Genomic DNA, 16,821 nt, shown 5'->3' on the forward strand with positions numbered 1-16,821 from the left:
GTTCTCTAGCCTCAAACTCTATATTCTATACTGTAAAAGCTGTTTATACACTATATATACTGTATGGATAAAGTATAGATAGAGTATGAAAAGTGTATTTTACTAGTGATTTAGGATTAGTTGTTGAATAATGAAGTTTTTTCAATTCGTAAAGTTTTGGTTAAATAATGATTATCAGAGCTTTATTGAATTATTAAAAAATAATCAAAAAAAGTTTTAAAAAGGCCTTGTTTAAACGAAAAAAGGGTCTACTTTTGCACCCGCAACAACGGCAACGTTCTTTTAAAAAACTGGCAAGCGATTGAGATTAACGAAAAGAGATTTTCAAAAATAAAAATCAAAAAAGCTTGTGAGAAATAAAAGAGTTATTTACCTTTGCACCCCGCAAAACACGGGAAGTTCCTTGAGAGATTGATAAGAGAGAATGATTTAAACGAGATAAAAATCTCAAAAAAAACTTCATTTTTTTCTTGCCAGTTAAAAAAAGAATTTCTACTTTTGCACCCGCTAATCGCGACAACGAAAAGCGCAGAAAACAAGAAGAATACGTTCCTAGACATATTGAATTGACAGCCGTCTTATTGAAAGATAAGACAAAGAAAAAAAGAGTAAGATAATCGAGAGATTAGAATAAACACCGATAGAATTGGATTCGCATAAAAATAGCTTAATTTATTAAGCGCACAATATACGATGAAGAGTTTGATCCTGGCTCAGGATGAACGCTAGCGGCAGGCTTAACACATGCAAGTCGAGGGGTATAGTTCTTCGGAACTAGAGACCGGCGCACGGGTGCGTAACGCGTATGCAATCTACCTTTTGCAGAGGGATAGCCCAGAGAAATTTGGATTAATACCTCATAGTATGTGAGAATGGCATCATTTTCACATTAAAGTCACAACGGCAAAAGATGAGCATGCGTCCCATTAGCTAGTTGGTAAGGTAACGGCTTACCAAGGCAACGATGGGTAGGGGTCCTGAGAGGGAGATCCCCCACACTGGTACTGAGACACGGACCAGACTCCTACGGGAGGCAGCAGTGAGGAATATTGGACAATGGGCGCAAGCCTGATCCAGCCATGCCGCGTGCAGGATGACGGTCCTATGGATTGTAAACTGCTTTTGTACAGGAAGAAACACTCCCTCGTGAGGGAGCTTGACGGTACTGTAAGAATAAGGATCGGCTAACTCCGTGCCAGCAGCCGCGGTAATACGGAGGATCCAAGCGTTATCCGGAATCATTGGGTTTAAAGGGTCCGTAGGCGGTTTAGTAAGTCAGTGGTGAAAGCCCATCGCTCAACGGTGGAACGGCCATTGATACTGCTAGACTTGAATTATTAGGAAGTAACTAGAATATGTAGTGTAGCGGTGAAATGCTTAGAGATTACATGGAATACCAATTGCGAAGGCAGGTTACTACTAATGGATTGACGCTGATGGACGAAAGCGTGGGTAGCGAACAGGATTAGATACCCTGGTAGTCCACGCCGTAAACGATGGATACTAGCTGTTGGGCGCAAGTTCAGTGGCTAAGCGAAAGTGATAAGTATCCCACCTGGGGAGTACGTTCGCAAGAATGAAACTCAAAGGAATTGACGGGGGCCCGCACAAGCGGTGGAGCATGTGGTTTAATTCGATGATACGCGAGGAACCTTACCAAGGCTTAAATGTAGATTGACCGGTTTGGAAACAGACTTTTCGCAAGACAATTTACAAGGTGCTGCATGGTTGTCGTCAGCTCGTGCCGTGAGGTGTCAGGTTAAGTCCTATAACGAGCGCAACCCCTGTTGTTAGTTGCCAGCGAGTCATGTCGGGAACTCTAACGAGACTGCCAGTGCAAACTGTGAGGAAGGTGGGGATGACGTCAAATCATCACGGCCCTTACGCCTTGGGCTACACACGTGCTACAATGGCCGGTACAGAGAGCAGCCACTGGGTGACCAGGAGCGAATCTACAAAGCCGGTCACAGTTCGGATCGGAGTCTGCAACTCGACTCCGTGAAGCTGGAATCGCTAGTAATCGGATATCAGCCATGATCCGGTGAATACGTTCCCGGGCCTTGTACACACGCCGTCAAGCCATGGAAGCTGGGGTGCCTGAAGTCGTGACCGCAAGGAGCTGCCTAGGGTAAAACTGGTAACTAGGGCTAAGTCGTAACAAGGTAGCCGTACCGGAAGGTGCGGCTGGAACACCTCCTTTCTAGAGCCTTAGTGTTAGCGTAAAGCACGCTAAGGAAAAAGAAGAAGATTTTAAAGGTGCTATGACACCGATTATATTACTCTTGCTGTTAATTTAAAGAAATTGAATAAAGAATTAAGTAAAAAACAGAGTCTCGTAGCTCAGCTGGTTAGAGTACTACACTGATAATGTAGGGTCGGCAGTTCGAGTCTGCCGGGACTACTATTTACACTTAATTAGGAAATTCTAGAGGTTGAAATCCTTTTTTTTTGGAATTTGGAATTTAAAAATTTGGAATTTTACAAAAAATGGGGGATTAGCTCAGCTGGCTAGAGCGCCTGCCTTGCACGCAGGAGGTCAACGGTTCGACTCCGTTATTCTCCACAAGATAGTATCAAGATGATAGTATCAAGAATTAAGACAATAAGGTCTTAGTACTTAATACAGAATACTTAATACTTATTTAAAGTTCATTGACATATTGAGATAAGAAATAATAAAAAGTAGAAAGCAGTTTTCTCTGATTTATTAGAGAAAGCGAAAAAAAACGGTCATAATTAATTTTATGATTGGTACAATAAGCAAAATAAGGGCGTATGGGGGATGCCTAGGCTCTCAGAGGCGAAGAAAGGCGTGATAAGCTGCGAAAAGCTACGGGGATTGGCACACACGAATTGATCCGTAGATACCTGAATGGGGCAACCACTATGTTGAAGACATAGTACACCGATAGGTGGGCAAACCCGCTGAACTGAAACATCTAAGTAGGCGGAGGAGAAGAAAACAAAAGTGATTCCGTAAGTAGTGGCGAGCGAACGCGGATTAGCCCAAACCAATGTTGTTACGGCAATGTTGGGGTTGTAGGACCACGAGATTTCTTGCATAAAGAATTAGAATCTACTGGAAAGTAGAGCCAAAGAAGGTGATAGCCCTGTATAAGTAATGAATGTAAAGGATAGTGGTATCCTGAGTAGGGCGGGGCACGTGAAACCCTGTCTGAATTTGGCGGGACCATCCGCTAAGGCTAAATACTCCTGAGAGACCGATAGTGAACCAGTACCGTGAGGGAAAGGTGAAAAGAACCGTGAATAACGGAGTGAAATAGATCCTGAAACCATACGCTTACAAGCGGTCGGAGCCCTTTCGTGGGGTGACGGCGTGCCTTTTGCATAATGAGCCTACGAGTTAACGTTGCTGGCAAGGATAAGTGGTTAAGCCACGGATCCGTAGCGAAAGCGAGTCTGAATAGGGCGCTTTAGTCAGTAGTGTTAGACGCGAAACCGTGTGATCTACCCATGGGCAGGATGAAGCGCTGGTAACACAGTGTGGAGGTCCGAACCGGTTGACGTTGAAAAGTCTTCGGATGACCTGTGGGTAGGGGTGAAAGGCCAATCAAACTCGGAAATAGCTCGTACTCCCGAAATGCATTTAGGTGCAGCGTTATTTTAGTTATATAGAGGTAGAGCTACTGATTGGATGCGGGGGCTTCACCGCCTACCAATTCCTGACAAACTCCGAATGCTATATAATGATTGATAACAGTGAGGGCTTGGGTGCTAAGGTCCAAGTCCGAGAGGGAAAGAACCCAGACCATCAGCTAAGGTCCCAAATATATGTTAAGTTGAAAGAACGAGGTTTGTCTGCCCAGACAGCTAGGATGTTGGCTTGGAAGCAGCCATTCATTTAAAGAGTGCGTAACAGCTCACTAGTCGAGCGGACGAGCATGGATAATAATCGGGCATAAACATATTACCGAAGCTATGGATTTACAAGCAATTGTAAGTGGTAGGGGAGCATTCTAACAGGGTTGAAGGTGTGTCGTAAGGCATGCTGGACTGGTTAGAAAAGAAAATGTAGGCATAAGTAACGATAATGCGGGCGAGAAACCCGCACACCGAAAGACTAAGGTTTCCACAGCTATGCTAATCAGCTGTGGGTTAGTCGGGACCTAAGGCGAACCCGAAAGGGACAGTCGATGGCCAACGGGTTAATATTCCCGTACTACTGATTACTGTGATGGGGTGACGGAGTGATGAAAGCGCCGCGAACTGACGGAATAGTTCGTTGAAGTACCTACCTATAAGCTGCGCAGGCAAATCCACGCGGCTTGGGGAAATACGATAGTACTCGGAGACTTCGGTCAAAGAGATAGTGCGCCTAAGGGCTTCCAAGAAAAACCTCTAAACTTCAGGTAATTAGTACCCGTACCGTAAACCGACACAGGTAGTCGAGGAGAGAATCCTAAGGTGCTCGAGAGATTCATGGCTAAGGAATTAGGCAAAATAGACCCGTAACTTCGGGAGAAGGGTCGCCCCGAGTAATCGGGGCCGCAGTGAAGAGGTCCAGGCGACTGTTTATCAAAAACACAGGGCTCTGCAAAATCGTAAGATGAAGTATAGGGCCTGACACCTGCCCGGTGCTGGAAGGTTAAGAGGAGATGTTATCTTCGGAGAAGCATTGAATTGAAGCCCCAGTAAACGGCGGCCGTAACTATAACGGTCCTAAGGTAGCGAAATTCCTTGTCGGGTAAGTTCCGACCTGCACGAATGGTGTAACGATCTGGACACTGTCTCAGCCATGAGCTCGGTGAAATTGTAGTAACGGTGAAGATGCCGTTTACCCGCAGTGGGACGAAAAGACCCTGTGCACCTTTACTATAGCTTAGTATTGACCTTGGATAAATGATGTGTAGGATAGGTTGGAGACTGTGAAGTGGCGTCGCTAGGCGTTGTGGAGTCATTGTTGAAATACAACCCTTTGTTTATCTGAGGCCTAACTCTCGATAGAGAGGACATTGCTTGGTGGGTAGTTTGACTGGGGTGGTCGCCTCCAAAAGAGTAACGGAGGCTTCTAAAGGTTCCCTCAGTACGCTTGGTAACCGTGCGAAGAGTGCAATGGCATAAGGGAGCTTGACTGAGAGACATACAGGTCGATCAGGTACGAAAGTAGAGCATAGTGATCCGGTGGTTCCGCATGGAAGGGCCATCGCTCAAAGGATAAAAGGTACGCCGGGGATAACAGGCTGATCTCCCCAAGAGCTCATATCGACGGGGGGTTTGGCACCTCGATGTCGGCTCGTCACATCCTGGGGCTGGAGAAGGTCCCAAGGGTTGGGCTGTTCGCCCATTAAAGTGGCACGCGAGCTGGGTTCAGAACGTCGTGAGACAGTTCGGTCTCTATCTACTGTGGGCGTTAGAAATTTGAGTGGATCTGATTCTAGTACGAGAGGACCGAATTGGACAAACCTCTAGTGTATCTGTTGTCCCGCCAGGGGCACCGCAGAGTAGCTACGTTTGGAAGGGATAAGCGCTGAAAGCATATAAGCGCGAAACCCACCACAAGATGAGATTTCTTTTAAGGGTCGTGGGAGATGACCACGTTGATAGGCTATAGATGTAAAGGCAGTAATGTCATAGTCGAGTAGTACTAATAACCCGTAAGCTTATGTACACCTTTTTCCCGAGAGCGAAAGCTCTCGGGAGAGAACTTTCTCCTTTCGACTTCGCTCAAGGCAAGTTGAAACTTTTTATATTCTTTATCTCAGTATGTTAAGATATTATGTAATGTTAATCAGTACAAACTGGTTACCCATTGCAAAACGACCTTAAGGTGGTTATTGCGGCGGGGCTCACCTCTTCCCATTCCGAACAGAGAAGTTAAGCCCGCCTGCGCAGATGGTACTGCAATTTGTGGGAGAGTATGTCGCCGCCTTTCTTTAGAAAACCCTTCATCAAAAGTGAAGGGTTTTTTTATAACTACTCCTAAAAGTAGGGTACCTTAGCTCAGATGGTAGAGCAATGGACTGAAAATCCATGTGTCCCTGGTTCGATCCCTGGAGGTACCACTAATTGCTCGGATGGTGAAATTGGTAGACACGCTGGACTTAAAATCCAGTGAACAGCAATGTTCGTGCGGGTTCAAGTCCCGCTCTGAGTACAAAAACAAAAAAAAACTCCATTAGAGAATATCTAATGGAGTTTTTTGGTTGTAACAATGCCTATAAATAGGCCCATTGTAGCTCCTTAACCCCGATAGCAGCGGTATCCTTGCTTGGGCGAATAAAGCCCAAACAAGATTTAGAGGATAGCGGGAACCATGTTCACTAAAAATGCCTTTTGTGGGGGTTACTTATTACTTTTATGTATTTTGTCATAGCTATCCGAAAGTCTAAAATAAAAAATGCCTGAGAATCCCGTATTTTTGATTTTGCGAAACAAATAATACTTTATGGGACTCTTCAGGCGAAACAAAAATATCAAAAAACCAGTTATTCGACAAATTATTGACCTTGTTCCTCGATGGATGCTTGAATCTTGTGCTAAAAAACACAGTTTCGACAAAGGCTGTATTAAATACAAGACTTACGACCAATTTGTTGCATTAACTTACGGACAGCTTAATAAATGCTACACTTTAAATGATATTTCCACTGGAATTGGGGTCAGTGAGACTTTTATTGGGGATTTAGGACTGATTCAAAGTCCAGCACGATCCACGATGAGTGATGGCAATAAAAAACGTGATTGGAAAGTGTTTGAATCCCTATATTACAGGCTTTTGAAACATTATGGAAGAGTTTTAAAAAGTGAATCTCAACGTAGTATTATCAAAGAAATTAAAGAACAAAACATAAAATTGATAGACAGTACCACAATCAGTTTGTGCTTGAATATGTTTGACTGGGCAAAGTTTCGGACAGCAAAAGGTGGCTTAAAAATACACACCTGCTGGGATGATAATTTACAAATCCCGGATTTGGTAAATATAACCGAAGCTAAAACACACGATCGGTATGGTATAGGCCAGTTAGTTTTCTCAAAAGGAACCATCGTTGTGGAAGACAGGGCTTATTTTGATTTCGCATTGATGTTGCATCGAATTCAAGCAGAAAATGTTTTTGTAATTAGGATTAAGACAAATACTTTGTACGAATCCATCCAAGAGTTGGATTTGCCAGATGAAGAAGACCAAGACATTATCAAGGACGAAATAGTTGTTTTAAACAGTAGTAAAGCCATAGAGACAGGTATTAACCAAGAAAGACTAAGATTAGTCCATGTGTATAAGCAAGACGAAAATAAGATTATCGAAATAATAACCAATAATTTAGAATGGTCAGCAAGAACAATAGCCGATTTGTATAAAAAGAGATGGGATATCGAATTGTTTTTCAAGGCGATGAAACAAAATCTACAGATAAAAACATTCTTGGGTACAAGTGAAAATGCGGTTAAATCGCAAATTTATATCGCTTTGATTTGTTATTTGTTGCTTGAATTGATAAACAGAACCATATCAAAAAAGACAAAGTCATTCTCAAATCTGGTTGAAAAAATCAGAATCTGTTTAGTGTATTATTTAAGTTTAGATTATATCTGCAATCAGGTTGGAGATGGAGCCAAAAAAATAAGATCAGAACCAGAATTAAAATTCAGTTCTGACTTATTTTCAGCATAATAAAAAAGTAAACGCCTATTTATAATGGGTAACAAGGTATTTTATGCTCATTCATTAAAACTTTCGGATAGCAATGAAACTTTATCCCTAATTAAGTTGTTTTGTTTTATTTCAGGAAGTGTTTTAAAGCAAAAAACGCAATTATCAAGAGACAATTGCGTTTTTTTTGTGACCTCGACTGGATTCAAACCAGTAACCTTCTGAGCCGTAATCAGATGCGCTATTCAGTTGCGCCACGAGGCCTTTTGAATCATTTTAGTCATTTAATCATGTTTGATTCATGACCTGATTGCGGGTGCAAATATAAGAATAAATGTGTAAATTGCAAGCATGAATTTGTATAAAAATTAAAAAAAAATACGATGAAAAAGTATATTCGTGATATTCAGGACTTTCCAAAAGAAGGAATTTCATTTAAAGACATAACTCCGTTGTTAATTGATCCAATTGCTCGTAAAAAATGCCTTGATGTGTTGGTTGCGGCATTAAAAGATCAGGCAATAAATAAAGTAGTTGGTGTTGAAAGTAGAGGTTTCTTTTTTGGTACTTTAATTGCTCAAGAGTTAAATGCTGGTTTTGTTCCGGTTCGTAAACCCAATAAACTGCCTTTTGATACGATTTCGGCTTCTTATGACTTGGAATATGGAACGGATACATTAGAGATCCATACTGACGCCATTCAGCCTGGTGATAGGGTTTTGATACATGATGATGTTTTGGCCACAGGAGGCACTGCTAAGGCGGTTTGTGAATTGGTCGAAAGATTAGGCGGTACTATTGTACAGTGTAACTTTATAATGGAATTGACTTTCTTGAATGGAAGAGATAAATTAGGAGATCGCCCCGTTTTTGCTCCAGTGGTCTATTAGAATACTGTTAGAATATTTTATAAAAAAAAGAGCTCGAAATTTTTTCGAGCTCTTTTAGTTTTTAGTGTAATGTACTTTTCGCTTAGTACAATCAATTTTAAACCGGAATATCTTTGTTGATGTTTTTGCATCCAGAAACTGCAAAATATAAGATATAAACTAAACTTAAAACAACAATCCAGTAGCTAGAAGGAAAACTTCCTGTAACATCTACTGCGTAGGCTTGTACTAATGGAATAATACCACCACCAAATACCATTGTCATAAAAAATCCAGAACCTTGGGCTGTATATTTTCCTAAACCTGAAGTGGCTAGATTGAAGATTCCAGGCCACATAACCGATAGGCATAATCCGCAAAGTACCAAAAGCAAAATACTTAATGGAACTTGAGTCATGCTAAAAGATAAAGTTTCGCCAGAAAAGGCAGGCATGTACGCAGAGGTACCTGTACCCATAAGTATTGAGGAAACCACAAAAAGCAGTGCTACTGAAGATACAGTTACCAACATTTGTTTACTAGAGAATTTTTTACCCAAAACACCTCCAAGTAAACGACCTACAAGCATAAGTAACCAATAAGATCCTACAATAGATCCTGCAACACCTTTATCAAATTTCAGATCATTGATTAAGTAATTCAAAGTGGTATTTGAGATCGAAACTTCTACTCCAACGTATAAGAAAATAGCAATTAACCCCATTTTGAAGTGCGTAAACGATAAAGGGCTATTTTTTTCATTTCCTTTTTCAGCAACAGAAATTTCTGGTTCTGGAATTTGTACGCTATACAAAACCAAGAATACCAAAGCAAAAATTCCCATTGCCATAAATAACAAAGGATTTGCATCGGAGATTTTTGGCGAAAGGATGTTTCCAACCACCACACCTCCTAAAATTGGCGCTAATGTTCCTCCTAAAGAGTTTAGTGCGCCTCCAAAGTTAAGTCTTGAATTGGCTCCTTTTTCGTCACCTAAAATGGATAGCATTGGATTTACAACTGCATTTAAGATACACATTGAAAATCCTGAAACAAATGCTCCAAATAAATAGAAATTGAAAGATTCTATTTTTCCAGCAAGAAACAAAATTAAAACACCAGAAAATCCAATAACTAATGAGATTAACGCTGACTTTTTATACCCTAATTTTTCGATCATTTTACCAGCGGGTATTCCCATAAAAAGATAAGCAAGGAAAACCGCCATATTGGCTAATTGGGATTCGAAATTACTTAAAGTAAATTGTTCTTTTAAGATACCTCCCATTGGGTTTTGAAGGCCTGTAACGAAGGATATGATGAAAAACAAAAAGAACATCATTGCAATGGGTAGTAAATAACTTTTATTCTTAGACATAGGTATTTATTTTTATTTTTAATTAAACAAAGTATTAGACGTAAATATATCTCTTACGATTTCGAAAAAAAAATTTTTTGGTTATTTTTTACATTTTTTTAAATGAACTACCTTTTTTCTTCAATAACACGTATTTTCTTTGGTTAAACCAATAAAAATAGGAGCAGGTAGATCACAAATGATGGTGGTTTATTCCAATATTCTATTTTTCACTTCTTTGCTAAAGTTTCTTCCAATTGGGATGGTGTAAGAAGTAATTTGAATACGATTGCCTTCAAGTGTTTTGACTTTGTCAATGGCAATTGTGAACGATTTATGAATACGCATAAATCGCTCTTCTGGAAGTTCATCAGTTAGTGAAGAGAGTGATTTGTGGGTAATGTACGTTTTTTCTTGGGTAACTACCTTGATGTATTCTTTCATGCCTTCAACGAATAGAATTTCATCAATATTTACTTTTACCATTTTTTTATCTACTTTGATAAAAATATGAGGTTCAACCCGATGGTTGTCATGTTTTGGGCTGTTTTTATTTTGAAATTCATTGGTTATTTTCGAAAGGCATTTGATGAATCTTGGCAGTGGAATGGGTTTAACTAGGTAATCTAATACATCTAAATCATAACTTTCTGCAGCAAACTCTCTAAAGGCTGAAGTGATGATGATTTTTGTATTTTTTTTATTATGATACAAATGGATCAATTCAAACCCTGACATTAATGGCATGTTGATGTCTAGAAAAAGCGCATCAATGGTAGTATTGTTTATGAAATCTAATGCTTCAATAGGATTGGTAAATGTTTTTACGATTTCGAATTCGGGAAAGTTTTCAAAGTAGTTTTGTATTACTTTACTAGCTAATGGTTCATCATCAATCAATACACACTTAATCTTCATTGCTTATGGGAATTTGTAAACGAATTATAAAAAAATTAAACTTGATTTGATGATTTAATTGATATTTGTTTTTAAAAATCAACTCCAATCTTTCTTTAGTATTGGTTAGACCAATGCCGTGTTTATGGTTTTCGTTTTGTGAATGTACAAAATTATTTATTATTTCAAAATCTAGCATATTTCCATTGATAATTTTGAAATTGATTTTAATTTTTAAGTCAGTATTATTGGCGCCACCATGTTTGAATGCGTTTTCGATTAAATTAATCAAAAGCAACGGAGGCACAAAGACGTTTTCTATATTGTTTTCTAGATTGATATATACTTGTACGTTTTCAAAACGTAGTTTTTCTATTTCGATATAATTTTGAATATAATCGAGCTCCTTTATTAGAGGAACAAATTTGGTGCCTTCAATATCGTACAAAACATATTCCATTAATTGGGATAATTTTATGATAACGTTGGGCACTTTGTCCGAAGATTCTAGGGAAAGTGCGTAAAGATTGTTTAGCGTATTGAAGAAAAAATGAGGTTGAATTTGAGTTTTTAAGTATTTGAGTTTTATTTTAAATTGATTTTCCTCAAGAATTCTATTTCGTTCTCTTTCTTTGAGCCAAGTAAGCGTCAAGTAAACTGACGATGCCATGGCTAGCACATACAATTCACCAATGCAAACAGCAATAATATGGTTGATTTCAAAAGCTTCGTAATCTCGATTTGCTTCCGGCCATATATTTTTAGAAATTAAAAAATAGGTTAGTCCTGTTTTTAGGATATAAATGACTGCCAAAGAAAGGATGAGAGAAAGTGTATAATGCCAATATTTTGATTTTAAAACATATCTCGGGACCAACAAAAACAAATTGAAATAAACCAGCGGAATGTGTAAAGCAAATTCTATAACATTTGACTTAAACGAATATTCATAATCATTAAAGTAGGCGCCCCAGCGTAAAAAATTAAGTAGAAAATAGATGCCCCAAAACCAAAAATGGTTTTTTATTTTTATGTCAAATGTTAAGTTTTTTATTCTATTCATTATATGTTGTTTATTATTTTGGAGCTATTTATATTTTGCAACAATACTCATTTTGTTGTTAAAAACCTTTTTTTTCTATGTAAAAAGTAAGGTATGATGTTTTTTGATGAGAATCTTTAGTTAAGAAAACGTTTTCGTTTCGCGTATTATTGAAAAAAAAATGCTGTTGGTTTAAAAAAAAGATCCGTTCGTATAATTTATTTTTTTTAACAAAACCTTAAGAATAGATTTACACCATAACTAACAAATACATTTAAAAAAATGAAAAAAATTTTAGTAATCGTTATGCTGATTTTTACTTCGCAATTGGTACTTGCGCAAGTAAAAACAGTCAAAGGAAAGGTAGTGGACCGCAGTGGAGCTCCAATTCCATCCGCAAATGTTAAAGTGCAGGGAGAATCAAACGGTTCCTCTACTGATTTTGATGGATCTTTTACCATCAAAGTAAGCAAAGGTAAAACATTAGTAATATCTTATTTAGGATATGAGTCGAATTCTGTTGTTGTAGGTGACGAAGAAACACTCGATATCGTGTTAAAAGCTGAATCTACTACTGCTTTAACTGAAGTGGTGGTAACTTCATTAGGTATCAAGAAATCTAAAAAATCAATCACCTATGCTGCTCAAGAGCTAAAAGGAGAGGAGTTTACTAGAGTAAAAGATGCAAGTATTGTTAATACTATAGCGGGTAAAATTGCTGGTGTAGCCGTTACGAGAAGTGCGGGTGGTACTGGTGGATCTACCAAAGTAGCGATCCGTGGAAACTCTTCTGTAAGTAATAACCAACCTTTATATGTTATAGATGGTATTCCTTTGTTTAATGGGTCTTCAAGTCAGCCTAATGAAACTTTTGGTGATTTAAGTGGTGGTAACCGTGACGGTGGAGATGTTGTTTCATTGATTAATCCTGAGGATTATGATGGAATGACTGTTTTGAAAGGTGCAGCAGCATCTGTATTGTATGGCTCTCAAGGGGCAAATGGTGTAATCTTGCTTTCTTCTAAAAAAGCTAAAGAAGGAAAATCAACCATAACAGGTTCTTCTGTAACACTTTTTGAAACTGCAGCTTATTTGCCTAAATTTCAAAATGATTACAACTTTAAAGGAGAGAAAGAAAAAACTAGAGATCACGTAAAAGATTTTTTTGAAACTGGAAATACTCAAATTTCTTCAGTTAGTTTTTCATCAGCTTCTGATGTAGCTTCAACTAACTTATCTTATGCCAACACTTCGGCGGATGGTATTATGCCAGGAAACAGTTTGAAAAGAAATAACTTTGGAATCAGACAAACTGGAAAGTTTTTTGATAACAAATTGACAGTAGCAGTTGATGCTAAATATACGACTCAAGAAATTGTAAACCGACCAATAAGTGGGTTGTATTTTAATCCATTATTAGGAACATACTTATTACCAAGAGGTGCTGGAAATGATTTTGCTAATTTGAAAAATAACTATCAAGTTTTTGATCCTGTTAGAAATATTTATGCTCAAAATTATCCAGTGATTAATGAATACATTCAAAATCCATATTGGTTAATTAATAAAGCAAAATCAATAGATAGCAACAATTTCTTTAATGGATCTATTGCATTAGATTACAAAGTAAACAATTGGTTGAATCTTTCATCTAGATTTAGTTATAATAAAATCAATAGTGAGTTTGATAAAAAAATGCATGCTACAACAAGTGAAATTTTGGTTAATAGAAATGGAACTTATGTGAACATTAATAATGAAAGTTCACAAAAATATGGTGATTTTATAGCAAGAATTAATACTGCTTTTAATTCTGACTTTACTTTTAATGCAATACTTGGTACTAGTGTTACTAGTACATTAGCAAACAAATCAACTGTTTTGAATTCAGGAATCAATAATGGAGGTTTGGTAAATACGAACTGGTTTACACTTGGAAATTTTGTAAACAATAAATTGAACCAACAAATAGGAGGAGCTGAAAGAGAGGTTCAGTCTATATTTGCAACAAGTACATTTGGTTATAAAGATTATTTGTTTTTAGATGTTGCTGCCAGAAATGATTGGTCATCTACTCTTGTAAATACTGATAATTTGTCATTTTTCTACCCATCAGTTGGTTTGACTGGCATCATTTCTCAAATGACCGAAATGCCAGAATGGATTAGTTTCGGTAAAGTTCGTGCTACTTATGCTCAAGTAGGTAACGATATTCCTGTTGGTGTTACTTCTCCAGTTGCTACCATAATTGCGGGTAATGTTATAGCTCCTTCAGTAGGACCAAGACCAGGATCTTCTTTGAAACCTGAGTTAAAATCAGAATTTGAAATAGGAACTGAATGGAGAATGTTTAATAATAGATTAGGTTTTGAAATATCCTACTATAATTCAGACACCAAAAACCAATACGTTCAAGTTCCAGCACCAGCAACGAATCCTTTTGGTTATGCTAATTATGCCTTTAATGCAGCAAGTATTGAAAATAAAGGTATTGAGGTGGTGTTAACTGGAAAAGTTATCGAAGGAGAGAAATTTTCTTGGAATTCTACAGTTAACTTCTCTAAAAACACTAATAAAGTGAATAATATTCCTGCTGAGTTAGGTGGAAGAATCAATTTAACGTTACCAGGTAGTAATGGATATCAGTTTTCATTAATTGAAGGAAGACCTTTTGGTGTAATTGAAGCGTTTACCGCGGTTAGAGATGATAAAGGAAGACTTTTATTGGATAACAATGGTGATGTACAAGTAGATCAGAATTTTAAAGAAGTAGGTATTGCTAATCCTGATTTTATGTTAGGTTTTGCTAATAACTTTAAAGTTGGAAACTTTACATTAAATGTTCTAGTTGATGGAAGATTTGGAGGTAATGTTTTGAGTATGACTCAAGCAATAAATGATCAAGCTGGAGTTTCTAAAGCTTTTGGTGATGCTAAAAATGCAGGAGGAGTTAAAGTGAACGCAGTTGCGGCTGATGGCAAAACACCAGTAACAAGTATTGCTGCAGAGAAGTATTATGCAAAAGTAGGAGGTAGAAATGGTGCTTTAGGAGAGTATGTTTATGATGCTACAAACATTAGTGTAAGAGAGTTGTCACTTGGTTATACATTCAACGTGAAAAGTTTACCATTTTTACAGTCAGCTTCTATGTCAGTTGTAGGTAGAAATTTATTTTTTATCTACAAAGATGCTCCATTTGATCCAAATATTGCATTAAGTACAGGAGAAGGTCTTCAAGGGGTAGATATTTTTGGCTTACCTTCTACTAGAAGTATCGGATTAAATTTAAATGTAACTTTCTAAATACTAAAACAATGAAATTAAATACAATAAAAAAAGCAGCTGTATGTTTTAGTTTATTATCTATGACAGTAAGTTGTACTGGAGATTTTGACGAATTAAATTCTAATACTGCAGGGGCTACAGGTGAAATTTTAGCCCAAGATTTTGGAAATATCAATGCACCAATAAAAGTGATGTTCAATAATGTTTGGAATCACGATCCAATTTGGAGTTATCAAATTCAACAAAACCTACAAGCCGATTTGTGGTCAGGTTATGCAGCCATTCCAACAGGTTTTGCTGGTGGCTCAAATAACTCTACTTACAACTTGATCGATGGTTGGAACGGATGGGCTTGGGGAAAAGCCTATACGGAAGTAATGGCTAATGCTTTGAAAGTAGAGAACTTAACAAAAAAGAAAGGACAGTACAATCAAATTTATGCTATGTCTTTAGTCTTGAAAGTTCAGGCAATGCATAGGATTACAGATACTTATGGTCCAATCGTTTATTCTAAATTTAGTACTACTGATGCTGTGAAAGAGTACGATTCTCAAGAAGAAGTGTACAAACAAATGTTTGCTGAATTAGATGAAGCTGTAACTGAATTGTCTAAAAGTGCAGATTCGGGAGAAAAATCTATTTTGGTGTCTTCGGATAAATCTTCTTATGGAGGAAATTATTCAAAATGGGCTAAGTATGCTAATTCATTACGTTTGAGATTAGCAATGCGTATCGTGAAAAAAAATCCAACTTTAGCTAAAGCGGAAGCTGAAAAAGCGGTAGCACAAAAATATGGTGTTTTCAAAAGTCAAGAGGATACTTTTTCTTATGATAGCGGATTTACTACTGGTATTTATGGTTGTAGTAATGTTTATGGCGATGTAAATATGTCTGCAGATATGGAATCCATGTTAGTAGGGTACAAAGATCCAAGATTAGCGATTTTCTTTGATACTTCTACTCAATACCCAGGACAATACAAAGGTATTAGAAACGGTATCGAGATTTCAGGAGATCAAGCAGTAGGTAAAGATTTGCGTACTAATTTTTCAAGAGTTGGTAAAGTTGGGAAAACTAGTGTCTATGTTTGGATGTCTTTTGCGGAAGTTTGCTTTTTGAAAGCAGAAGGAGCATTGAGAGGTTGGAACATGGGAGGTACTGCTCAAAGTTTATATGAGCAAGGTATTGCAGCATCTTTTGCACAACATGGAGTTGCTGGTGCAGCAAATTACATTGCGGATAATGCAAGTTTACCAATTAATTATGTGGACCCTGTAAACGCAGCTAACAATGGAACTGCTGTAAATAATGTAACTGTGGCTTGGGATGCTGCAGCTACAAACGAAGTGAAATTGCAAAAGATCATTACACAAAAATGGATTGCTGGTTTCCCAGAAGGTCAAGAAGCATGGTCTGAATACAGAAGAACAGGATATCCAAAATTATTGCCTGTTGTTGTAAACAAAAGTGCAGGAAAAATCACAACCGAATTTGGAGTACGTAGAGTTAATTTTGTACAATCTGAAATTGCAGGAAATAAAGCTGGAGTAGCTACTGGTGAAGCCAAATTAGGCGGACCTGATACAGGAGGCACAAGATTATGGTGGGATACTACTGGAGGAAACTTCTAGTAGGAAATAAAATAAATGGAATAAGTAATTTCAAAATTACTTATTCCATTTTTATTCGATTCTTGAATACCTTGAATTAGTAATAATTAGGATTCATCAATCATTTTGTTAAGATTTAATTATGA

At 37.7% G+C, this 16,821-nt stretch carries 7 protein-coding genes, 5 tRNA genes and 3 rRNA genes; 11 read left to right on the plus strand and 4 right to left on the minus strand.

Translation table 11 applies throughout. From position 1 onward, the window contains the following. The first annotated feature begins 690 nt into the window (after positions 1-690). From BXU11_RS12190 to BXU11_RS12225, 8 genes are all read left to right on the plus strand, one after another. Positions 691-2,200: ribosomal RNA gene (locus BXU11_RS12190) — 16S ribosomal RNA — on the plus strand. Between the two features lie 129 nt (positions 2,201-2,329). Further along, positions 2,330-2,401 (plus strand) — tRNA-Ile (locus BXU11_RS12195). An 88-nt stretch (positions 2,402-2,489) separates the two neighbouring features. After that, positions 2,490-2,563, plus strand: a tRNA-Ala gene (locus tag BXU11_RS12200). A 191-nt stretch (positions 2,564-2,754) separates the two neighbouring features. Further along, a 23S ribosomal RNA gene (locus tag BXU11_RS12205) occupies positions 2,755-5,629 on the plus strand. Between the two features lie 155 nt (positions 5,630-5,784). After that, a 5S ribosomal RNA gene (gene rrf, locus BXU11_RS12210) occupies positions 5,785-5,893 on the plus strand. The 16S, 23S and 5S rRNA genes sit together here with 4 tRNA genes alongside, the layout of an rRNA operon. Positions 5,894-5,950: 57 nt before the next feature. Then, positions 5,951-6,023 (plus strand) — tRNA-Phe (locus BXU11_RS12215). 6 nt (positions 6,024-6,029) lie between these two features. Next, positions 6,030-6,115: transfer RNA gene (locus tag BXU11_RS12220), tRNA-Leu, on the plus strand. A 291-nt stretch (positions 6,116-6,406) separates the two neighbouring features. Continuing rightward, the gene (locus tag BXU11_RS12225) at positions 6,407-7,636 is read left to right on the plus strand and encodes an IS4 family transposase (RefSeq protein WP_078212739.1); all 1,230 of its coding nucleotides are present in this window, start codon (positions 6,407-6,409) and stop codon (positions 7,634-7,636) included. Between the two features lie 169 nt (positions 7,637-7,805). Here BXU11_RS12225 and BXU11_RS12235 read toward each other — a convergent pair. Continuing rightward, positions 7,806-7,879: transfer RNA gene (locus BXU11_RS12235), tRNA-Arg, on the minus strand. 119 nt (positions 7,880-7,998) lie between these two features. On the opposite strand from BXU11_RS12235, the gene BXU11_RS12240 reads away from it, so the two are divergent. After that, positions 7,999-8,505 carry an adenine phosphoribosyltransferase gene (locus BXU11_RS12240; RefSeq protein ID WP_024980756.1) on the plus strand — a complete coding sequence of 169 codons (507 nt, stop codon included), beginning with the start codon at positions 7,999-8,001 and terminating at the stop codon, positions 8,503-8,505. A 97-nt stretch (positions 8,506-8,602) separates the two neighbouring features. Here BXU11_RS12240 and BXU11_RS12245 read toward each other — a convergent pair whose 3' ends face one another. The 3 genes from BXU11_RS12245 to BXU11_RS12255 form a co-directional block, all read right to left on the minus strand. Next, complete coding sequence (locus tag BXU11_RS12245; protein WP_024980755.1) at positions 8,603-9,862, minus strand: MFS transporter; 1,260 nt, start codon at positions 9,860-9,862, stop codon at positions 8,603-8,605. Positions 9,863-10,051: 189 nt separating this feature from the next. Beyond that, positions 10,052-10,759, minus strand: a complete 708-nt coding sequence (locus BXU11_RS12250) for a LytTR family DNA-binding domain-containing protein (protein ID WP_024980754.1) — start codon at positions 10,757-10,759, stop codon at positions 10,052-10,054. Further along, positions 10,749-11,801, minus strand: a complete 1,053-nt coding sequence (locus BXU11_RS12255; RefSeq protein WP_024980753.1) for a sensor histidine kinase — start codon at positions 11,799-11,801, stop codon at positions 10,749-10,751. The genes BXU11_RS12250 and BXU11_RS12255 overlap by 11 nt, the downstream gene beginning before the upstream one ends. A gap of 261 nt (positions 11,802-12,062) precedes the next feature. Here BXU11_RS12255 and BXU11_RS12260 point away from each other — a divergent pair, with 261 nt between their 5' ends. After that, positions 12,063-15,083 (plus strand): carboxypeptidase-like regulatory domain-containing protein, encoded by a 3,021-nt coding sequence (locus BXU11_RS12260; protein WP_024980752.1) that lies wholly within the window; start codon positions 12,063-12,065, stop codon positions 15,081-15,083. 11 nt (positions 15,084-15,094) lie between these two features. Next, complete coding sequence (locus BXU11_RS12265) at positions 15,095-16,696, plus strand: RagB/SusD family nutrient uptake outer membrane protein (RefSeq protein ID WP_078212741.1); 1,602 nt, start codon at positions 15,095-15,097, stop codon at positions 16,694-16,696. The last annotated feature ends 125 nt before the right edge of the window (positions 16,697-16,821 follow it).

It is taken from the genome of Flavobacterium sp. LM5, assembly GCF_002017945.1.
Taxonomy (GTDB): Bacteria; Bacteroidota; Bacteroidia; order Flavobacteriales; family Flavobacteriaceae; genus Flavobacterium; species Flavobacterium succinicans.